21 protein-coding genes and 1 tRNA gene are annotated in these 22415 nt (G+C 32.7%); 5 read left to right on the top strand and 17 right to left on the bottom strand.

The window, feature by feature from the left end; genetic code table 11:
- The first annotated feature begins 1 nt into the window (after position 1).
- Together topA and gltX are read left to right on the top strand one after the other, a co-directional pair.
- A complete protein-coding gene (gene topA, locus ACFELY_RS03250; protein ID WP_341759564.1) occupies positions 2-2431 on the top strand; it encodes a type I DNA topoisomerase in 2430 nt (809 codons plus the stop codon).
- Positions 2432-2445: 14 nt separating this feature from the next.
- Positions 2446-3780, top strand: coding sequence for a glutamate--tRNA ligase (gene gltX / locus ACFELY_RS03245; RefSeq protein WP_375333624.1), 1335 nt, complete (start codon positions 2446-2448; stop codon positions 3778-3780).
- Between the two features lie 226 nt (positions 3781-4006).
- On the opposite strand, the gene ACFELY_RS03240 is transcribed toward gltX, so the two are convergent.
- Both ACFELY_RS03240 and ACFELY_RS03235 read right to left on the bottom strand, forming a co-directional pair.
- Positions 4007-4082, bottom strand: a tRNA-Phe gene (locus ACFELY_RS03240).
- A 211-nt stretch (positions 4083-4293) separates the two neighbouring features.
- A complete protein-coding gene (locus ACFELY_RS03235) occupies positions 4294-5139 on the bottom strand; it encodes a peptidylprolyl isomerase (protein ID WP_375333623.1) in 846 nt (281 codons plus the stop codon).
- A gap of 139 nt (positions 5140-5278) precedes the next feature.
- On the opposite strand from ACFELY_RS03235, the gene secA reads away from it, so the two are divergent.
- The 3 genes from secA (at position 5279) to tyrS (ending at position 11762) form a co-directional block, all read left to right on the top strand.
- Positions 5279-8011 carry a preprotein translocase subunit SecA gene (gene secA, locus ACFELY_RS03230; protein ID WP_375333622.1) on the top strand — a complete coding sequence of 911 codons (2733 nt, stop codon included), beginning with the start codon at positions 5279-5281 and terminating at the stop codon, positions 8009-8011.
- 503 nt (positions 8012-8514) lie between these two features.
- Positions 8515-10257: an ABC transporter ATP-binding protein gene (locus ACFELY_RS03225; RefSeq protein WP_375333621.1), complete on the top strand. Its 1743-nt coding sequence runs from the start codon at positions 8515-8517 to the stop codon at positions 10255-10257.
- A gap of 224 nt (positions 10258-10481) precedes the next feature.
- Positions 10482-11762: a tyrosine--tRNA ligase gene (tyrS, locus tag ACFELY_RS03220; protein ID WP_375334121.1), complete on the top strand. Its 1281-nt coding sequence runs from the start codon at positions 10482-10484 to the stop codon at positions 11760-11762.
- Positions 11763-11873: 111 nt separating this feature from the next.
- Here the strand turns inward: tyrS and ACFELY_RS03215 are convergent, their stop codons facing one another.
- From ACFELY_RS03215 to mnmG, 15 genes are all read right to left on the bottom strand, one after another.
- The gene (locus tag ACFELY_RS03215) at positions 11874-12362 is read right to left on the bottom strand and encodes an adenylyltransferase/cytidyltransferase family protein (protein ID WP_375330094.1); all 489 of its coding nucleotides are present in this window, start codon (positions 12360-12362) and stop codon (positions 11874-11876) included.
- Positions 12355-12699: an iron donor protein CyaY gene (cyaY, locus tag ACFELY_RS03210; protein ID WP_341759568.1), complete on the bottom strand. Its 345-nt coding sequence runs from the start codon at positions 12697-12699 to the stop codon at positions 12355-12357. Before cyaY ends, ACFELY_RS03215 begins: the two co-directional genes overlap by 8 nt.
- A gap of 2 nt (positions 12700-12701) precedes the next feature.
- Positions 12702-13682: an endolytic transglycosylase MltG gene (mltG, locus tag ACFELY_RS03205; protein WP_375333620.1), complete on the bottom strand. Its 981-nt coding sequence runs from the start codon at positions 13680-13682 to the stop codon at positions 12702-12704.
- 155 nt (positions 13683-13837) lie between these two features.
- Positions 13838-14176: a DUF2672 domain-containing protein gene (locus ACFELY_RS03200; protein WP_375333619.1), complete on the bottom strand. Its 339-nt coding sequence runs from the start codon at positions 14174-14176 to the stop codon at positions 13838-13840.
- A 3-nt stretch (positions 14177-14179) separates the two neighbouring features.
- On the bottom strand, positions 14180-15847 hold the full coding sequence (ettA, locus tag ACFELY_RS03195) for an energy-dependent translational throttle protein EttA (protein ID WP_375333618.1): 1668 nt from the start codon (positions 15845-15847) through the stop codon (positions 14180-14182).
- A 118-nt stretch (positions 15848-15965) separates the two neighbouring features.
- Entirely contained in the window at positions 15966-16292 is a 327-nt protein-coding gene (locus ACFELY_RS03190) for a PD-(D/E)XK nuclease superfamily protein (RefSeq protein ID WP_375334120.1), read from the bottom strand.
- Between the two features lie 18 nt (positions 16293-16310).
- Positions 16311-16433, bottom strand: coding sequence for a hypothetical protein (locus ACFELY_RS03185; RefSeq protein ID WP_375333617.1), 123 nt, complete (start codon positions 16431-16433; stop codon positions 16311-16313).
- A complete protein-coding gene (locus ACFELY_RS03180) occupies positions 16426-17130 on the bottom strand; it encodes a DNA adenine methylase (RefSeq protein WP_375333616.1) in 705 nt (234 codons plus the stop codon). The genes ACFELY_RS03185 and ACFELY_RS03180 overlap by 8 nt, the downstream gene beginning before the upstream one ends.
- Entirely contained in the window at positions 17078-17329 is a 252-nt protein-coding gene (locus tag ACFELY_RS03175; protein WP_375333615.1) for a hypothetical protein, read from the bottom strand. Before ACFELY_RS03175 ends, ACFELY_RS03180 begins: the two co-directional genes overlap by 53 nt.
- Before the next feature lie 54 nt (positions 17330-17383).
- Entirely contained in the window at positions 17384-17608 is a 225-nt protein-coding gene (locus ACFELY_RS03170; protein WP_341759573.1) for a hypothetical protein, read from the bottom strand.
- 92 nt (positions 17609-17700) lie between these two features.
- Positions 17701-18351 (bottom strand): fructose-6-phosphate aldolase, encoded by a 651-nt coding sequence (gene fsa / locus ACFELY_RS03165; RefSeq protein ID WP_375333614.1) that lies wholly within the window; start codon positions 18349-18351, stop codon positions 17701-17703.
- Positions 18352-19224, bottom strand: coding sequence for a ParB/RepB/Spo0J family partition protein (locus ACFELY_RS03160; RefSeq protein WP_250311630.1), 873 nt, complete (start codon positions 19222-19224; stop codon positions 18352-18354).
- Positions 19221-19985, bottom strand: coding sequence for a ParA family protein (locus ACFELY_RS03155; RefSeq protein WP_341749395.1), 765 nt, complete (start codon positions 19983-19985; stop codon positions 19221-19223). The genes ACFELY_RS03160 and ACFELY_RS03155 overlap by 4 nt, the downstream gene beginning before the upstream one ends.
- The gene (gene rsmG, locus ACFELY_RS03150; protein ID WP_375333613.1) at positions 19960-20559 is read right to left on the bottom strand and encodes a 16S rRNA (guanine(527)-N(7))-methyltransferase RsmG; all 600 of its coding nucleotides are present in this window, start codon (positions 20557-20559) and stop codon (positions 19960-19962) included. Before rsmG ends, ACFELY_RS03155 begins: the two co-directional genes overlap by 26 nt.
- Positions 20559-22409 carry a tRNA uridine-5-carboxymethylaminomethyl(34) synthesis enzyme MnmG gene (gene mnmG / locus ACFELY_RS03145; RefSeq protein ID WP_094648990.1) on the bottom strand — a complete coding sequence of 617 codons (1851 nt, stop codon included), beginning with the start codon at positions 22407-22409 and terminating at the stop codon, positions 20559-20561. The genes rsmG and mnmG overlap by 1 nt, the downstream gene beginning before the upstream one ends.
- Positions 22410-22415 lie beyond the last annotated feature (6 nt).

Here is a 22415-nt window from a genome sequence, read left to right as displayed (position 1 = left end):
TATGAAATTAGTAATAGTAGAATCGCCGGCAAAGGCGAAAACGATAAATAAGTATCTGGATAGTGATTTTAAGGTTATTGCTTCGTTTGGACATATTAGAGATTTACCATCTAAAAATGGTTCAGTTCTGCCAAATGAAGATTTTTCTATGAAATATGTTATATCAGATAAAGCAGAAAAATATGTTGAAGCAATAACTAAGGATGCTGCCAAAGCTGAAATGGTTTATCTAGCAACAGATCGAGACCGAGAAGGAGAAGCAATTGCCTGGCATGTTGCAGAAATAATAAAAGAAAAAAACTTGATTAAATCTAATGATTTCTTTAAGAGAGTAGCATTTGATGAGATTACCAAAAAAGCTATTTTACATGCAATGGACAACCCAAGAAATATTGATATTGATTTGGTTAATGCTCAACAAGCAAGGAGAGCATTGGATTATTTGGTAGGATTTACTTTATCACCGATATTATGGCGTAAATTACCGGGATGTAGATCAGCAGGTAGAGTTCAGTCTGTAGCACTCCGACTTATTTGTGAGCGAGAAGATGAAATTGAACGTTTTAAATCGCAAGAATATTGGGATATTACCCTTAATGTTCTGAATAGTAATAACGAGCCGTTTTTAGCGAGATTAACTCATGTCAATGGTAATAAATTAGAGAAATTCTCAATTATTAATGAATCGGCAGCTAATGATCTAGTCAAAGAAATAAAATCAAAGAATTTTCACATTGCATCTTTAGAAAAAAAGCAGCAAAAACGTCAGCCTCAACCGCCTTTCATTACTTCTTCGTTACAGCAAGAAGCAGCTCGAAAATTAGGGTTTACTGCTAAAAAAACTATGCAAATTGCTCAAAAACTTTACGAAGGCATGGATATAGGTAATGAAACGATAGGTTTGATTACCTATATGAGAACTGATGGTACTACCCTTGCTAGTGAGGCTGTTGAACAAATACGTCAGTTGATACATAAGAATTTTGGTGATAAATATCTACCAGCTAGCCAGCGAGTTTATAAATCTAGAGCCAAAAATGCTCAAGAAGCTCATGAAGCTATTAGACCAACCAATGTTACTCTATTACCAGAAAAATTAAAGGATACACTAGATAAAGATTATTATAGGCTTTATGACTTGATTTGGAAAAGGACGATAGCCTGCCAAATGGAAAATGTTATTATTGATTTGGTGGTCGCTCAGCTTGATACAGCAAATAAAGAATTCACCGCCAGGGCAACTGGTTCAATTATTGCCTTTGATGGTTTTTACAAAATTTATCGTGAGGGTCTAGATGATGAAACGGAAGAAGAAAATAGGCTTCTACCATTACTACAAGAAGGAGAAAAATTAACTACAACTTCAGTGAATCCAGCACAGCATTTCACCGAACCACCACCAAGATATTCCGAAGCCAGTCTCGTCAAGAAGCTTGAAGAACTTGGAATTGGTCGTCCTTCTACTTATGCTTCTATTATATCAGTATTGCAAGATAGGAACTATGTGGTTGTTGAAAAAAAACGTTTCTTTCCAGAGGAATTAGGGCGTTTAGTGACAACATTTCTGACAGGGTTTTTCAAAAAATATGTTGAATATGATTTTACAGCTGATCTGGAGAATGATTTAGATGAAGTGGCAGAAGGTAAAATAGAATGGAAAAATTTACTAAAAAAATTCTGGGATGGGTTTAATAATAACGTAGAAATAGTTAGTGATAAGAAAGTATCTGATATAATCCTTTATGTTGAACAAGCATTAGATTATCACCTATTTGGAGAAAAATCAGAAAGTAACAATTCGAAAAATTGCCCATCCTGTTCTACAGGGCAATTAGGGTTAAAGCTTGGTAAGTTTGGAGCATTTTTAGCTTGCAGTAACTATCCTGAATGTACTTTCAAAAAACAAATTACTTCGAAGAATAGTGATATTGTTGATATGGCTGAAGAGAACAAATTATTAGGAGTAGATAAAGAGGGTCATGATGTTTTATTAAAGAAAGGTCCATATGGTTTTTATGTACAGACTAGCAAACCAGTTGCCAAGGGGGAAAAACCAAAGCGTGTGTCATTGCCACCGTCAGTAGCACAAAATGACGTGACTCTTAGTTTGGCTCTAAGGCTTCTTGAGTTACCGGTTAAGTTATGCCTACACCCTGAATCTCATCAAGAGATTATACTGGGTATAGGTAGATATGGTCCGTATCTTAAATATCTTGATAGGTTTATTTCAATACCGAAAAGATACGATCCTTTTACCATCACATTAGAAACTGCTGTGGAAATAATTGAGGCTAGTAATAATAGGCTGAAGAATAAACCGGAGAAAGATACTGATAAGCCAGGAGTAGTGGTAACAACAATTCCTAAAAAGAATATTAGGACAAGGACTGGTGCTGCAAAAAAAGTAACAAAAAAGAAAAAAGCAAAATAAGCAGTTAGAAAATTATGAGAAAAGTTATCACAAGATTTGCCCCCTCACCAACTGGTATGTTGCATATAGGTAATACTATGACAGCTCTGATAAATTGGTTATATGCTAGAAAGCATAATGGCATATTTATTTTAAGGTTTGATGATACCGATCTTAAACGTAGCAAACAACAATATAAACATGCCATTGAAGAGGATTTTAAATTTTTAGGACTTAACTGGGATCAAACTTTTTGCCAATCTGATAGATTTGATAAGTATGAAGCAGTAAAAGCATTATTATTACAAAAAAATAAATTATATCCTTGTTTTGAGACCCAGGAAGAGCTGGAATTAAAGCGTAAGTTACAACTATCTAGAGGGCTTCCTCCGATATATGATCGTGCGGCTTTGAACCTTACTGAACAACAAATAAATGACTATATTAGTCAAGGAAGAAAACCGCATTATCGATTCTTGGTATCGCATACTCCAATTATTTGGCAAGATATGATTAAGGGTGAAGTTAAATATGAAGGCAAGAATATTGGTGATCCGATAGTTATCAGAGAAGATAATAGTATGACTTATATGCTTTGTTCGGTTGTTGATGATATTGATTATGGCATTACCGATATTGTTCGGGGCGAGGATCACGTAACTAACACTGCCATTCATGTGCAAATGTTTGAAACTCTAGGGGCAAAGGTACCAAATTTTGCTCATCTTAGTCTAGTTATCAGTCGGGATGAAAAAATATCTAAAAGAACAGGGGGATTTGAGATTGCTGCTCTAAGGGATAAAATTGGATTAGAACCAATGGCAATTAATAGTTTCTTTAGTTTGCTTGGCTCATCATCGCCTATTATACCATTTAAAAATTTAGCTGGGCTAATAGAAGAGTTTGACATTAATAATTTTTCTAAAAGTCCAACAACTTATTTACCAGAAGAGCTAGAGCGTTTAAATCATAAATTACTAATTAGCTTGAGTTTTGATGAAGTAAAAGATCGCTTAAAAGAGATTAAAGCTGAACAAATAAATGAGCAATTCTGGTTGGCAGTTAGAGGTAATTTACAAAAATTATATGAAATAAAAGATTGGTGGAATATTTGTTATTCCCCCTCTAAAGTTGAAGGATTAGATAAAGAGTTTTTAAAACAAGCAGCTACCTTATTAATAGACGAACCAATAACCATCGATAGTTGGAGCATATGGACTAAAAGAATTATGGAAATAACTGGTAAAAAAGGTAAAGAAGTATTCCTACCTTTAAGACTTGCTATAACAGGAATGACATCTGGACCAGAAATGTCAGTAATATTACCTCTGCTCAGCAAAGATGAAATTATAAAAAGACTAACAAGTTGATTTTTCGGGTTGTTGAATGAATATAAATCTGATCGCCAAACGTCATTGCAAGAAAGCGTTAGCCGACGAAGCAATCTCTACTCTTTTATGGATTGCCACGCCACCTACGGTGGCTCGCAATGATATCAATTATTTTCTGCAATTTTTAAATTGCCATGAAGGTTATTTGCAAGGCGAGTCACTAAATAGACCAAGAAGCTTTTTGGCAAATTTCATTTGTTAAAGATGGTGGCCAGAGCAGGAATCGAACCAGCGACACAAGGATCTTCAATCCTTTGCTCTACCAACTGAGCTATCTGGCCGTTTTTTACTAAAGGTCTATAGTCAATTGATGAGAAGTTGGTGATGTCATCGCTCAATGCTTGCCTATTACTTATAGGCTCCATCGTTCCTAACCCCAAATATCTCCTGAATTGACTACAAAGGTCTAGCGTTTGCAAAGAGGTAAAGAGACCAAAATTTGTTTTAAAGCATGATCTCTACCCTTAGCACATCTTTGAATATAATACTAGGCTATTTTTTAGCCTCATCTGTTACTTGTGACTGTGGTAACATTATTTTGACATCAGCTTTACTCTCAAGATCAGCGACATACTTTAATATAGCATCCCTACTAAGCCTATTGGTTATATTAGCGGTAGCTTCCTCTTTAGAAGGTATCTGTGCAGGTCTTTTGTCAAGAACCATAATAATATGCCAACCAAACTGAGTTTTAACCGGAGAAGAGATTTCATTTACTTTCATTGATAATGCTTTATTTTCAAATTCAGGTACTAATTGTCCAGAAGTAATATAGCCTATTTCTCCGCCATTTTCTTTAGAACCTTCATCTTTTGACAAATCTTTAGCAAGCTTAGCAAATTTTTCTCCTTTATTAAGCCTATTTTTTATATTTACTGCTTCTTTTTCAGTTGCAAGCAAAATATGGCTTACTTTTACTTCTTCTTTTCCTTTTAAGCTAGCAACTAGCTTATCATATTCAGCATTAATCATCTTCTCATCAACATGAGATTTTACATAACGCTCCATCAATTCTTGTTGAATCATTTGATTTTTCGCTATATTCAATTTAGCTTGAAATTCTTTTGAAGATTCAATATTAGAATTTTTAGCTTCTTGCTCAAACAATTTTGTATGGATATAACCACGAACTAACATTTCCTGTATATTTGCATTAAGATCAGAAAATTTCTTACCTTTAGCACTTGGTTGGTTATCTAAAGAAGACTGGAATTGCTGCATAATCTGCGATTCTTTTACTTCGCCACCTTTATAAGTAGCAACAACTTTATCTTCGTTAGCGAAAGCACTGCTCGCAAGTAAGCTAGCAGATAAAAAAGCTATAGATATTCTTTTCATTTGTTATCCATTTATATTTATTATTATGGCTAGATTTTATAATGATAACCACCTGGCGTCAATAGCTATTTACAATTTGTTTGATAAATATTATAAAATACCCTATTTTATAAGGTTATTTACAGAATTTAGGATATAAATGTTTTCTTTACTTAAAAAATTATTCGGCACAGCAAACGATAGAAATATCAAAAAACTATTTTTAGAAATTGAAAAGATTAATTTGCTTGAACCATCGATACAAAAGCTTTCTGATGATCAATTGAGAAATAAAACAGAGCAATTTAGGCAAAGATTAAAAGATGGGGAGTCATTAGATGACCTAACCTATGAAGCTTTTGCTGTCGTACGAGAAGCTGCAAGAAGAGTCTATGGAATGAGGCATTTTGATGTTCAGCTAATTGGTGGATTGATATTGCATCGTGGGATGATTACTGAAATGCGTACAGGGGAAGGAAAAACTTTAGTTGCCACATTACCGGCATATTTGAATGCTCTTACTGGTGAAGGAGTACATGTTGTTACGGTAAATGATTATTTAGCAAAACGTGATGCTGAGTGGATGGGGAAGATATATAATTTCTTAGGATTATCTGTTGGGTGTATCGTTGCTAATATCAGTGACAAAGACAGACATGATGCCTATAGAGCAGATATTACTCATACAACTAATAACGAGCTTGGATTTGATTTTCTCAGAGATAACATGAAATATAGCGAAGACTCTAAGGTACTTCGTCCCTTTAAATTCGCTATTATTGATGAAGTTGACTCAATTTTAATTGATGAAGCAAGAACTCCACTAATTATATCGGGTCCAGTAGATGATCGCTCGGATTTATACACTAAGATTGATAAATTGGTTTGTCAGTTTAAAGATGAAGATTACGAAAAAGATGAGAAATTACGAACCGTTAATCTTACTGAGGATGGTATAACTCATGTAGAATCAATGCTTGTGACCAATAATCTTATTGAACAAGGTTCAAGCCTTTATGATTTTGAGAATTTAAGTTTGGTTCATTATGTCAATCAATCATTGAGAGCCCATATTCTCTTCAATCGTGATGTTGATTATTTGGTGCGTGATGGTAAAGTGATGATTATTGATGAATTTACTGGGCGGGTGATGGAAGGTAGACGTTATTCTGAAGGGTTACACCAATCACTAGAGGCAAAAGAACATGTGCCAATTCAAAACGAAAATCAAACTTTGGCTTCTATTACTTTTCAAAACTATTTTAGGAATTATCCCAAATTATCAGGCATGACTGGTACGGCAATGACCGAAGCTACAGAGTTAAAGGACATATATAATCTTGATGTACTAGCTGTTCCTACTCATAATCCAATCACTAGGGTTGATTATGATGACGAAATTTACGGCAATAAACACGATAAATATCAAGCTATTATAAAATTAATACAAGAGTGTTATGATCGCGGTCAACCTGTTTTGGTTGGAACGGTTAGTATAGAGAAGTCTGAAGAAATTTCTAAGTTACTTACCATAAATAAAATAACCCATAATGTTTTAAATGCAAAATTTCATCAACAGGAAGCGTTTATTATAGCTCAAGCTGGACGATTTAAAGCTGTGACTATTGCGACAAATATGGCAGGTCGTGGTACCGATATTATGCTTGGTGGTAATCCGGAAATGCTAATAGAGCAACTTTCTCTACAAAACCTACCTGAGGAACAGTATCAATTAGAAATGATCAAAATAAAGGAGCAAATATCTGAAGAGAAGCAGCGGGTAATAGAGGCTGGAGGGTTATTTGTTATAGGTACCGAAAGACACGAGAGTCGTAGAATAGATAACCAGTTGCGAGGAAGAGCCGGTAGACAAGGTGATCCAGGTAGTACAAAATTCTTCTTGTCTCTAGAAGACGACCTTATGCGTATTTTTGCTTCAGATCGTATTTCTGGAGTCCTAAGAACGTTAGGTTTAAAAGATGGTGAAGCAATCCATCACCCTATGATTAGCCGTTCACTTGAGAAGGCTCAGCAGAAGGTTGAAGGACATAATTACGAGATACGTAAAAATTTATTACGTTTTGACGATGTTATGAACGATCAACGTAAGATAGTTTACGAACAACGCACTGATATCATTGCATCAAACTCTGCCCATGATTTTTTAGCTAGCATGACAAAAGAACTAGTAGAAAAAGTGGTATTAACTTTCATTCCCCCCGGTTCTTATAGGGAAGACTGGGATGTAAATGCTTTAACAGGAGAGTTGCAACGTATTTTTGCTATAAAACTAAATCAAGAATCTATAACCAAGGCTAATGTCACCGAAATAGAGGTGACATCTAATGTTGTGCAAATGGTAAATGACCTATACCAGGCAAAGAATGAAGCATATAGCGTTGACTTGATGAATTACGCAATTAAATATATTCTACTAACAACTTTAGACCAAGTATGGAAAGATCATTTACATAATTTAGATCATTTACGACAAGGTATATCACTAAGGGCTTATGCTCAGAAAGATCCACTTAACGAGTATAAAAGAGAAGCGTTCAATTTATTTGAACAAATGCTTGATAATTTGAAGGAGCTATTTATCCAGAAAGTTTGTCATCTTCATATGGATACTAGCCACATTAAAAAAGAATCAATGTCTTTGGCAAACAAAACACTGCAAAAGACCATGCGAGAAACTAGGGAAGACCCTGCTTTTAGTAAATATAATGCAGGGATTAGTATTGAAACTCAGCTTAAACCTATTAAAACTCAAGTCAATCCACAGGATAGAATACCATCAGATCAATCAAGTTGGGGAAAGGTGGCTAGAAATGAGATATGTCCTTGTGGTTCCGGTAAGAAATATAAATATTGTCATGGAAGTAATGAATAAACCTCTCCGACAAATTATTTCATTCCCGCTTTCCATTGTCATTCCCGCGTAGGAGGGAATCTAAGACCTCTGCTTTCGCAGGGGTGAAACAAAACAGGATTGCTTTGTCGTACTTTAGCACCCCTCGCAATGACGTTTAGGGTGCATATACGTCATTGCGAGACCACGCAAGTAGGTCGTGGCAATCCATCTTTGGTTACTTTTATGGATTGCTTCGTCGACCTACGGTCTTTCTCGCTAATAGACGTTGACCACATACGACTTTTAAACTATTCGGTCTAAAACCGCTTCCTCTTCTAACTTTCAACAGTTGTGCGGCTTACGCCTTCTCGCAATAACGATGTGTTGCAACAGTAATGTACTGAGTTAAGGAATAAAAAAAAATAACCAATACCGCAAAAATAATAAAAACAGCTATTAGTGGAGCAAAAAAATCTGTTATATATAGATATAACCGAATTTGGAATAATTAGTTATTCTAATTCTTAAACAAAAAATAACTCATGCAAAATAAATCTATTATTACATTTTTTTGGCACCATATAAAACCATATAAATGGTTTTACTTGGTTATGCTACTTGTCCCTACTATAAGTAGTTTTTACCCGTCTGCCAATTATTATGCGATTAAATTATTTCTTGATACAATAGTAGCACAAGAGAATCTAACTTATAAGTTAGTTTTACTACCGATTATAATATTCACGTCTGCACAAGTGATTTTACCTTTGGTGTGGCGTATCGGTGACATAGCAGAATGGAAGGCTGAGCCTTATGTGCGACGTTCTATATTGCTCCAATCATACGACTATGTTCAGCACCATTCTTATTTGTTCTTCCAAGAAAGTTTTACAGGAGCCATAAGCAGCAAAATCAAAGGTATTTTGGATGGGTATGATAAATTTTGGGCGGAAATGCATCACGGATTGCTGCAAAAGTTTCTTAAATGTGTTGTGAATTTTTGTACCCTTAGTCTTGTTAACACAAATCTTGGCATATTTGTACTAATATGGTGTAGTTTTTACGTACCAATTATGTATAAACTCTCAACTAAATTAAACCAACTATCTTGCTTAGAATCCGAAAGTAAGCATTTTATAATTGGGCAGATTGCAGATAAAATTACTAATATTATTTCGCTTTTTTCTTTTGCTTCTAGGGCAAGAGAATTAAAGGCACTAGATAATAATATATTAAATGATTTTATTCCCAAACAGCTAAAAGTATACAAATATAACTTTAAGACTCAAATAGTAGGTGTGTGCTTCTATTTTGTTTTGTTTGGTTTTATTCTATTCTATATGCTGTATTTAAGAATACATGGCTTAATTTCTGTTGGAGATTTTGCTTTTGTTTTTGGTATTGTCTTGGTTGTTGCAGACGATATCTGGAATGCAACAGTTTCATTGCAGGATTTTACTAGATCAATGGGTGATTTAAAAAGTGCGTTGTCAATAGTTACTGTCAACCAGCAAGATTTGGATAAACTTAGTGCAAGTCCGCTAATAGTTGATAAAGCTATTATTGAATTTAAAAATGTAAATTTTGGTTATAACAAAGAACTGATCTTTAAAGAGCTAACTTTTTCTATTAGTCATGGTGAGAAGGTAGGAATAGTCGGTCATTCTGGTAGTGGCAAATCAACACTTATTAATCTCTTGTTACGTTATTTTAAAGTTACAAATGGTCAAATTTTGATAGATGGACAAAATATTGACGATGCTACTCAAGACTCATTACGACAAAACATCGCGGTAATCCCTCAGGATACTTTGTTATTTCATCGAACCCTGATGGAAAATATTAGATATGGAAAACAGGAAGCAACTGATGCGGAAGTAATTGAGGCAAGCAAAAAGGCACATATCCATGAATTTATTACAACATTGCCAGAAGAGTATAATACTTATGTTGGAGAACGAGGTATCAAATTATCTGGTGGACAACGGCAAAGGGTGGCAATAGCGAGAGCTATTCTAAAAGATGCACCTATTCTTATCTTAGATGAAGCAACTTCTGCACTTGATAGTCAAACTGAGCGTTTTATCCAAGATAGCCTTAACTTCCTAATTCAAGATAAAAGAAAGACTGTGCTTGCAATTGCCCACCGCTTATCTACTTTAAAACATATGGATAGGATAATTGTGCTAGATAAAGGGGTAATTATTGAAGAAGGCACACATACTACATTAATTCGTAATAAACATAGTCTATACAAAAAATTATGGAAGTTACAAGAAATTTAGGTTAGGATATAGTCAATTCAGGAAAATTGGGTAGAAGGAGCGATGGAGCAACGCATAAGTGTAAGTTTAAGAAAATAAATTGCAAGCCATCGTAGGTGGCGTGGCAATCCATTAATCACTTTTCTGGATTGCTTAGTCGACCTACAGTCTTCTTTACAATGACGCTGAAGAATTTTGTGTACATCGCCTATGTTCTATTGTTTAATTTTATTATTTTGTGAATAATTATGTTTATTAAGGATTTTGAGAATAAAGGTTTTTTATATCAATGTACTGATTTAGAAAAACTAACAACACTAATGAACAATAGTAAAATATCTGTTTATATTGGCTTTGATTGTACAGCTCAATCTTTACATGTTGGGAGTCTGATGCAAATTATGATTTTGCGTCTATTGCAACAATATGGTCATAAACCAATAGTAATCCTGGGAGGGGCGACTAGTAAAATTGGTGATCCTACTGGTAAAGATGAGGCAAGAAAATCTTTAACAAAAGAAGAAATTGCAAAAAATGCTGAAGGTATAAAAAAATCATTATCAAAATTTATTAAATTCGGTACTGGGACAAATGATGCAATATTAGTTGATAATTCAGAGTGGCTCGAATCGTTAAATTACTTAGATTTTCTTGGCAAATTTGGTAGTTTTTTTTCTGTGAATCGTATGTTATCTATGGACTCGGTGAAATTACGTTTGGAAAGAGAACAGCATATGAGTTTTTTAGAATTTAACTATATGTTACTACAAGCCTACGATTTTTATCATTTAAATAAAGTATATGGTTGTTCTTTACAAATAGGTGGTAGCGACCAATGGGGTAATATAATAATGGGCGTTGATTTTACCAGGAAACTAACTGGTAATGAAGTTTTTGGTATGACTACGCCATTATTAACAACTGCTTCTGGCAATAAAATGGGCAAGTCTGTTGGTGGGGCGGTGTGGTTAAATGAAGATATGTTAAGCCCATATGATTATTATCAATATTGGCGAAATTGTGAAGATCAGGATGTAGTTAAATTTGCTAAATTATATAGTGAGCTAGAGGAAGGTAAAATGCAAGAATTTATCTTACTTGCTGGATCTGATATTAATGGTGCCAAGAAGCAATTAGCCTTTAATTTAACAAAACTTTGTCATGGTAAACAAGCAGCTATAACAGCCTTAGAAACAGCTACAAAGGTTTTTGAACAAGGAGAAATCGATATAAATTTACCATCTATCTATATTGAACATAGCAGGTTAACTATAGGTATTCCGGCATATGAATTGCTTTATGAACTAAACCTTGTTGAGTCAAAATCTGAGGGGCGTAGGCTCATTAGAGGGGCTGGAGCTAAAATCAATAATCAACTAATCGAAGATGAAAATATGATGATTAATTTGACTTTTATGCAGGATAATCAAGTTATTAAAATCTCTGCGGGTAAGAAGAAACATGTGTTAATAAGGTTGAGGGAGTATGGTGGTTCCCTTTCTCTAGACAAAAATTTAGCAATTTAGAGATATAATTCCCATAAAATTAGTATTGTTACTATTATGAAGTGAAGGTAAGCATTTATAATATCCTGCAATAAATAAAGCTGTTCAAAAATCAAACATACATAAGGTGAGTCATTTGACTATATTACTGGTGCTAAACACTGCTCCTATTTCTTGGTCTCTTACTAAGTCAGTAACTTCAATCACCTTTGCTCCTATAAGTTTAGCTTGAATCTGTTTATTGCTAAGTTGAGGATCATTCTTTGTTATGGCGATTATCGACGGACAAGTATTTTGTACTAATTTATTATAGTCATCAAAACCTTTAAGTTGAGGTAACATAAGTACTTTATCAACAAAACTTAAGCTACTTAAAATTTCTGCACGTTGCAACTGATTATGGATGACTTCACGTTTCTTATAATTATTAATAGTTTCATCTGGTTCCAAAGCTACAATTAGATAGTTTCCTTGAGCTTTAGCATTACGTAAAAACTGTATATGACCATAATGCAATAAATCAAAACATCCTCCAACTAAAACTAGTTGATTATTTTTTGAACATTTATGCAATAATGTACCATTATAATAAATTATTTTTGTGTGATTATCTTCAACCATATTCAAATTCTCCAAATCTTTTTAAGTTTTTGAAGCATATTCTGAAATTAATTTTTAGCTCCTGTTCTAAAATGGCAACTAGCTCATCAGATGATTTTGATTGCCATCTATCAGCAGCGTAATAAAAATGGTAAGGACCACTAATTGGCGAAGATAGCCAAATTTCCTTAGCAGCTGAGTGTTTATTAATAACAAATATGCCTTGGTTGGTAGTTAAAGTTAAAATATCACCCTGGAAATCAATATCGATAAGGCAATCCTTATCTTCTGTTTCAATTATCTCTGCAATTAAAGATATAGTTTGTTCAGCTAATTTAGCAAATTCAGTATTATCCATGCTTAAGGTTCCTTCAAAGTTTTACGATAAGCCTTAACGTGCTTACTATGATCATTAAAATTATTAGAAAAATTATGCCCTCCCGCACCGTTACCAACAAAATATAATGAATCAATTTTAGCAGGATTTACTACAGATTCTAGAGATTTTATTCCAGGACAAGAAATAGCTCCAACTGGTAAATTAGCAATATAATATGTATTATAAGGCGATTGCATTGCAAAATCTTTTTTAGTTAATGGTCTTGTTAGTTTATCTTTCCCAAGTGTTATAGCATAAATTGTTGTTACATCTGATTGTAGTTTCATATGTTTTTTTAGGCGATTTAGAAATACAGCGGCAATTGAAGGTTTGTCGGAGTTTAAGCTAGCTTCCTTCTCCACAATGGATGCTAAGATTAATACATCAAGGCGAGTTTTTAATGGAGAATCAGGTGATAATTTTTCCATAATTTTGTCGAGCTGTAAAGACATTAATTTTCGCATTTTATCAATGATTTGCTCTTTTTGATCGCCATATGAAAAGAAATAGGTAGATGGCATTAAAAATCCTTCCGGAATTGTTCCTATAATCTCTCCCATTAATCGTTCTTCGCTATTAATTTTTTTTATTATTTCATGGACAAGCATACCTTCAGGTATAAGCATTTTATGAATAATTGATTTACCACTGGATAATATCCTTAGAGTTTGCATAGGAGAAATATTTTGAGTAAAAATATATTCCCCACTCTTTATAGAATGTTTTAATGAATATATTTTGGCAAGAAAGGCAAATAAAGCAGGATATTTAATGATGTTATGATCATTTAATGTCATAGAAATTTGATCAGTTGACAATCTAGGTTTGATTATTACCGTCTTGTTTTCTACAAGTTCCCCAGGGGCAAATAAGTAAAATATACAAAAATTGATTCCACTGACTAGTAGAATCAATGTAATAGTTACACAAATAAATTTTATTTTTAGTATTTTCTTAAACAAGATACACCTAATAAGAGTTAAACAGATTCATATAATTATATAGTCAATTCAGGAAAATTTGGAGCTAGGAGGCTGCCTACGATAACGTCCCCAATTTCTCATCAATTGACTATAGCACAAAATAAGCTGGCACTAATAGCATATGAAAAAATTTATTATTTTTTATGATTTTCCAATATATTCCCATATTCTGTACTTTTTATTTTTATAAGCTTATCATATTTTACTTTAAGTTCATTTAGGGAATAATTACCATCATAATATCCTTGGATATTAATAATTCTTTCTAAATAAAAGTTCAACTTCTCAACATCATTTTCTACAATATCATTATCAATTTTTAAATCTTTTGTAATATATGTTAATGCCTGATTTTTGACTGCTGAGCAGTATAATTTAAATTCTTGGATTTTTTTTATAATCATAGGAATATCTTCTGGCTTTGTTACTATCATTGCTACTAACATAACCACTAATATTTCTCCTATAGACATATTTTATACTAATTTTTTATGACGATATTTAGGATTAATAACATTTTCACCTGTTAAATTAATCATATAATCATGATAATCTTGGTAATTTCCTTCAAACCATGTAGCATTTCCATCTTTATCAAAAGCAATAATATGGGTTGCTATTCTATCTAAAAACCAACGATCATGGCTTATCACTAATACACATCCAGCAAAATCTAAAATAGCATCCTCTAAGGCTCGTAATGTGTCAACATCCAGATCATTCGATGGTTCATCAAGTAAGATAACATTAGCTCCTTCTTTTAATAATTTGGCTATGTGTGCCCTATTACGTTCACCTCCAGAAAGTTGTCCTACTTTCTTTTGTTGATCGCCCCCTCTAAAATTAAAGGCTGCACAATAAGCACGACTTTTCATTGATCTAGAACCAAGTTGTAGCTCCTCAAGACCTGAAGAAATTTCATGCCACACAGTATTGTTATCATCTAAACTATCCCTTGATTGATCAACATAACCAAGTTTAACAGTTTGTCCTAATTTAATAGAACCGTGATCTGGGTTGGTTTTACCAGTGATAATATTAAATAAGGTAGATTTGCCGGCTCCATTTGGACCTATAATACCAACAATCGCCCCTGGAACCACCTTAAAACTAAAATCTGATAACAGTACCTTATCATCATATCTCTTTGCTATATGTTCTGCCTCTATGACTAAATCGCCTAGACGTGGACCATTAGGTATAATAATTTGTGCCACGCTTGATTTTTGTTCTTTTTGTTTGAGTAACAGATCTTGATAGGCAGTAATTCTAGCCTTGCTTTTTGATTGCCTTGCCTTTGGTGATTGGCGTATCCATTCAAGTTCTCGTTTTAATTGTTTATTCCTATCATCATCTTCTTTATCTTCATTTTCTAATTTTGCTTGCTTTTGTTCAAGCCAAGCACTGTAGTTAGAATGCCATGGAACACATCTACCTCGATCCACTTCTAATATCCAATCCGTTACATTATCAAGAAAATATCGATCATGGGTAATAACTACTACTGTGCCTTTATAATTTTTTAAGTAATTTTCTAGCCAAGAGACCGATTCAGCATCTAAGTGGTTTGTTGGCTCATCAAGTAATAACATATCAGGCTTTTCTAGCAAAAGTTTACATAATGCCACTCGCCTTTTCTCTCCACCTGAGATTTTTGTAACATCAGCATCTTTATCTGGACACCTTAATGCAAACATAGCAATCTCTATTTCTCGCTCTAAGCTCCAAGCATCACAACTATCTATTTTTTCCTGTAGATCAGCCTGTTTTGCTAGAAGTTCATTCATTTCATCATCGGACATTTCTTCAGCAAATTTATTGCTTATTTCATTAAATTCGTCAATTAAGGCTTTTTTATCATTTAAACTTTCCATAACATTATCGAAAACATTTAGAGTAGGATCAAGATATGGCTCTTGAGCTAAATAACCAACTTTAACCCCATTAGCCACAAAAGCCTCACCATCATATTCTTTATCAATAGCTGCCATGATTTTTAGAAGAGTAGATTTACCTGCTCCATTTGGACCAATAATACCAATTTTTGCCCCTGGTAAGAAGGACAAATAAGTTTCCTTTAAAATTTGTTTACCGTTGATGGTCTTACTTAAACCATTCATAACATAAACATATTGATACGACATAATCATTAATTCCTTTATTTTTTGTAGTTTATTTGTAGTTTTTAAATAGTTAGTGAAACAGATTAATCTTACATGAATTTTTTAATCATTAAATTTGTAAATTATATACATATATAGCCTAAATATTTTGTTTGTTTGTCCAAGTTGTAAATTCAGACATACTAAAAACACCTTTTAAGTTTCCATGAACTTGATCTTTTAACCATTGTAAAGCACCTTTTTTGTAACCATCTCCATCTATAATGATAATAGCATCATAAACACTTTGTTTTTTAATATTTAATATTGTATAAGGGTATTTTTCATCTGCAGAACCGCTTGATTGTTGCCACTTAGATTCAATAACAAGACAATTAGAATGTTTTATAGGATGATATAGAATAAAATCACATTGCCAAACAGTATTATAAATAGTTTTTCCTAAATTAAATTGCCTAGTATAAATTGGTTGTGCTAATGTTTGTTAAGCAATAAATCTAATCTTAGGAACAAAAACGTAACCTTCCCTAACAAGACGATTATTTATAAATACCTCAAGTTCATTCCCTGTTTTATTTGCAATTGATCCACCTTGTGTTTTATTCATAATTTCTAATCAAAACCTCTTCTGCATTTTTCCTTTCATTAGCTTTACAATTAATAGTGCGTGGTGCTTCAATAATCTCTATATAAAAATCTTTATACATCTGCTTTATAAACTGAATATTAGAATTTGAAAGCATAAAATATACACCCTTATCGTTTAACTCTTTACATTTTTGATAAAGTTTTATCTGATCTGTTTCTATAAAATCAAGTTTGGTATATTTAGTAAAAGATGCATTAGTTATAGGATGATAAGGAGGATCAATATAAACAAAATCACCCTTATTTGGAGAGACTTTGCTGAAATCTTGATATTTTATGTCAACATTTTGTAGTAATTTACTACAAGCTATTATAGTTGTCTCATCAACTATTGCTGGATTTTTGTATCTCCCCATAGGCACATTAAATTCACCTTTTTTATTGACTCTATAAAGCCCATTATAACAGGTTTTATTAAGATATATAAAACGTCCAGCAACTTCTATATCATTATCATTAATAAATTGTTTTCGGATTTTGTAATAATACTCTTCACAATGATTTACTTTATGTTTTGCCAGTAGCTTTATTAATTCTTGAGGTTTATTTTTAATCACAGCATATGTAATAACTAAATCTAGGTTTATGTCTGATATAGTTGCACTAGCTGGAGCAAGAGCAAACAAAAGTGCTCCTCCCCCTACAAATGGGTTCATAATAGCTTTTATAAGTTTGTGGCGTTCTCGAGGATAATTCTTTTATTAAACTTCTTTTTCCACCTACCCATTTTACAAATGGTTTTGCCTTATCCTCGTTTTCAATTATCATGTCATCATTTTTTACTACAGCTTTTCCTATCCTTGATAAAGCTTCATTAAACGATATTTCTAAATTGTTTAATGATTCAATTTTCATAAGAATTTACCAAATATTTTTTGACATTTAAAAGAATGTTATTAAACATATTGCCTATTTAAAGATAAATTCATTCAAATATCTTTCAGTGTGTTTTTCACTTATAGAATGATAAACACCAAATACTCCATGCTTAAACAGCACATTATAGAAGTTTTGTAATACTCTAGATAAAATTGTCGAACCAATAGTTATATTATTCATCGTTGTTTTTTCTATGGTTTTTATCTTAACCTTTTCAATAACCTGTGCTTTGACATTACCACTTCTTTCTACCATAACCAAACTGTAAGCTCGTTCACTTGGCAATTCGTAACTTTTGCAAAAACATATTTGCATAAATGTTTAGGTTATACAAGTATATAATTTTCTTAAATTTTTAACCCCGATTTATTCCAATCCTTATTAAAAATCTCTAAACCTGAATCTGTTAGTGGATGATTTAATAATTGCTTAATAATTTTACCAGACATTGTCGCAACATCAGCCTTATACATAGCAGCTTGATAAACATGGTTAGGGCTTCTTATAGATGCAGCAAGGATTTTTGTTTGATACTGATAATTATCGTATACTTGTCTTATATCACTTATTAAACTAATACCATTTTGACCTATATCATCAAGTCTACCGATAAAAGGTGATATATAAGATGCTCCAGCTTTTGCAGCGATAAGTGCCTGATTAACAGAAAAGCATAAGGTCATATTCACTTTTTTTCCTTTACCTACAAAATATTGGCACGCCTTAATACCGTCCCATGTCATAGGTAACTTAATCGCAATATTACTGGATATTCCTAAAATTTTATTACCTTGATTAATCATAGTATCAACATCATTAGCAACCACTTCAACGCTAACATCAGAAGTTATTATCTTACATATTTCTGCAATAGTTGATACAAAGTCGTATTTTGTCTTAGACATCAAGGAAGGATTAGTAGTTATGCCATCAATTATACCTAATTGGTTAATCTCATCAATTTCTTTAATATCAGCACTATCTAGAAAAATTTGCATTTAATTTAACCTCGATAAAATTGAATCAAGTTCTTCTAAATTACTATAGTGAAATATCAATTTCCCACCAATTGGGTAATCTTCAATAGTTACTTTTATATTAAATCTTTCTGACAATGATTTAGCTAATAATTGTAAATCATTCTCTTTACTACTCTCTTTTAGAAGACCTCTCCCTATACGTTTATCATGTTCTGGGGTTTTTGTATATTCATTTTTAGACCAATTTCTTACTATATCTTCAGTTTGACGAACACTTAAATCATTCTCAATAATATGATTAGCTATTACCTCAGCTTGCTGGTGATTAATTAGACATCTTGCATGTCCCATAGTTAAAAGCCCCTCATTTATTTTATCTTTGATAGATTGTGGTAACTGATTTAGTCTTAATAAATTAGCTATATGACTACGGCTCTTGCTAACTTTTTCTGCTAATTGCTCTTGTGTATAACCAAACTCTTTTATTAATCTCTCAAATCCTTCCGATTCTTCTATAACAGATAATTCCTCTCTTTGAATATTTTCAATTAGAGCTATTTCTATAATTTCTTTATCTCCTATATCTTTTATAATAGCAGGAATATCAGTAAGCTTAGCCACCTTACAAGCACGCCAACGTCTCTCACCAGCTATAATTTTATATTTCCCATCACTGACTGAGCTAACAATAATTGGTTGTAACAAACCATTATTACTTATGGAATCGGCTAATTCTTTTATTTTATCATATTCAAACTTTTTTCTTGGTTGATTATTCCTAGCTTCAATTTTATCAATATCTATAATTTTTACTAACTCATCCTTCTCTACAGTAAAAACTTCTTCTCCAAGCAAAGCTGATAATCCTTTGCCTAAATTTTTATTTTTCATATATTTCTACCTAAAATCTCTTTTGTAAGTTCTATATAAGCAATAGAGCCAGTACATTTATGATCGTAGATAATTGCTGGTTGACCGTGAGATGGTGCTTCAGATAGTTTTACATTCCGTGGAATAACTGTCTTAAATACCAATCCTCCTAAGCATTTTCTAACATCATTCTCTACTTGCTCAGTTAATCGATTGCGTTTATCATACATAGTAAATAAAATGCCGGCAATTTTTATTTTAGGGTTTAAATTCTTTTCTACAATTTCAATTGTTTTTAGCAAATGACTTAATCCTTCTAATGAATAAAAATCACATTGCATAGGGATTAATACATAGTCACAAGCCACTAATGCATTAACTGTCAATAAGTTAAGAGAAGGAGGGCAATCTATAATAATGTACTCATATTTATTGACTAATTTATTTAACAAATTTGATAATAAATATTCACGCTTTTGTATACTTAATAAATCTATCTCAGCACCTGATAAATTAGTGTTAGCTGTAATTATTTGTAAATTTGGAATATTCGTTTGTATTATGGCTTCTTCAATCGTTTTTGAACCAATTAGTACCTGATAAATAGTAACTTTTCTATCCTGTTGGCTTATACCAAAACCAGTGCTACTATTTCCCTGAGGATCTAAATCTATTACCAAAATCTTTTTACCCATTACAGATAAAGCTGTTGACAAATTTACAGTAGTTGTGCTTTTTGCAACTCCACCTTTTTGGTTAACTACCGCAACTATTTTTGTCATATATGTTACTAATTTCTAAAATCTTACTATTATTAGAAGTCTCACTATCATATATAGAATGACAAAAAGACCATCTCTTTTTAGCAATCTCAATTTCTTGTTGATATTTCTCACCTTTAAATAATAAATACTTATTTCTTACATTAATATGTTTAGTATAAGCCAATATTTTATCTAACTGAGTACAAGCTCTAGAAGTTAATATATCACAATCTAATTTAACACTTTCTATTCGTTGATTAACCACATTAATTTTATTACTAGAAATTTTGGAAGCTTGCAATAAAAAAACAGATTTTCTTACATCAGACTCTACTAAAGTAACATTCTTTATCCCGGCAATAGACAAAACTATTCCTGGAAATCCACCACCTGAGCCAAAATCTATTAAATGAATATTTTGGTCATTTATGTACTTCATTAGTTGTAAAGAATCTAAGATATGTCTCACCCAAAAATCATTCTTGGTATTACAAGAAACGAGATTAATAGCTTTATTCCATTTCAACGTTAATGATTGATACTTCTCAAGAGCTTCTAATACTTCACGTGAAACACTACTATAATTGTACATTAATGTCTATATTTTGTTTTTATATAAATTATAATTGCTATTAAAGCAGCTGGAGTAACCCCAGATATTCTTCTAGCTGCACCAATAGTAGCTGGTTTGTGATACTGGAGTTTTTCCCTTACTTCTGTAGACAAGCTGGGTATTTTGAAGTAATCAATATCATCATCTAATAATTCTAGCTCTTCTTCTTTAAATAATTGAATATCTGCATTTTGTCTAGTCAAATAAGAAGAATATCTTGATTCAATACAAAGATAATGAAGAATTTTTTTATTTAATGAAATAAGCTCTGGAAAGATTTCTATCGTTTTATCAACACCAAAATTTGGTAATCCTAGTAAATCAAAGGCTGTTTTATATGAACCATCTTGTGCGATAGAGACGCCCAGGTTGGCTAATTTAGTAGTTGTTAAAGAGATAGTTTTTACAATGTTTTCTACCTTATGAATATCGTCACATTTCTTACTAAAAACTTCTTTACGTAAATTAGATATAATACCAATATCTATAGCCATTTGAGTTAGTCTTAAATCTGCATTATCTGCCCTAACCGAAAGTCTATATTCAGATCTAGAAGTAAACATTCTATAAGGCTCTATTGTACCAAGAGTGATTAAATCATCAATCATAACACCAATATAGGCATCTGCTCTAGTCAAAATAAAATTTGATTGATTTTTTAGTGATAAGGCTGCATTAATGCCAGCCATAATTCCTTGCCCCGCGGCTTCTTCATAGCCAGTGGTGCCATTAATTTGACCAGCAAAATACAATCCCTTAATTTTTTTCGTTTCTAACGTTATTTTTAACTCTCTAGGATCAACATAATCATATTCTATTGCATATCCTGGTTTTAACATAGTGGCATTTTTAAGACCAGGAATTGTTTTTAGCAATGCTAATTGTATATCTTCAGGTAATGATGTAGATATGCCATTTGGGTATATAGTATGGTCGTCCAAGCCTTCAGGTTCTAAAAATATTTGATGACTTGCTTTAGAGAATCTAGTAACCTTATCTTCAATGGATGGACAATATCTTGGTCCTATACTCTTGATTTGTCCAGAATACATAGCTGACTTATCTAAGTTATTCCTAATAATTTCATGAGTTTGTTCAGTTGTTCTAGTAACGAAACAATTTATTTGCTTTATCTTAACAGAAGTTGTGAGTTCGGAAAAAGGGCGTGGCACAGCATCTCCAGCCTGCACCTCTATTTCGTTATAATCAATTGTTCTTCCATCTATTCTTGGAGGAGTACCAGTTTTTAACCTACCAAGAGCAAAGCCGAAAGATTTTAGTGCGTTAGATAAACCGTATGACGGCTTTTCACCTATTCTACCCGATGGAATTTTTTTATCTCCTATGTGAATGAGTCCGGATAAAAATGTACCGGTAGTTAATATAACTTTTTGACATTCAATTCTAGTGCCATCATCTAAGGTTAATGCTTTTACTTCAGAGTTGTGTATCTCAATATTTTCTACAGATGCACATAAAATTGTCAAATTTGGATGATTTATCAAGGCATTATACATAGCTTTTTTATAAAGCTTTCTATCAGCTTGAGCTCTTGGTCCCCAAACTGCTGGACCTTTGCTTTCATTAAGCATCTTATAATGGATACCAGCTTGATCTATAATTTTACCCATGAGTCCATCAAGAGCGTCTATCTCTTTTACTAAAGTACCTTTTGCTACCCCACCTATTGCAGGGTTGCAAGACATTTCACCAAGATTATCTAGTTTTAAAGTAATTAAAAGAGTATCTATGCCAAGACGTGCAGCAGCCGAAGCTGCCTCACAACCAGCATGACCACCGCCAATAACTACAACGCTATACTTCATAATCATTGT

This window comes from Candidatus Tisiphia endosymbiont of Xenochironomus xenolabis (assembly GCF_964264705.1).
Lineage (GTDB): Bacteria > Pseudomonadota > Alphaproteobacteria > Rickettsiales > Rickettsiaceae > Tisiphia.
This window is presented reverse-complemented; position numbering and strand designations above follow the sequence as displayed.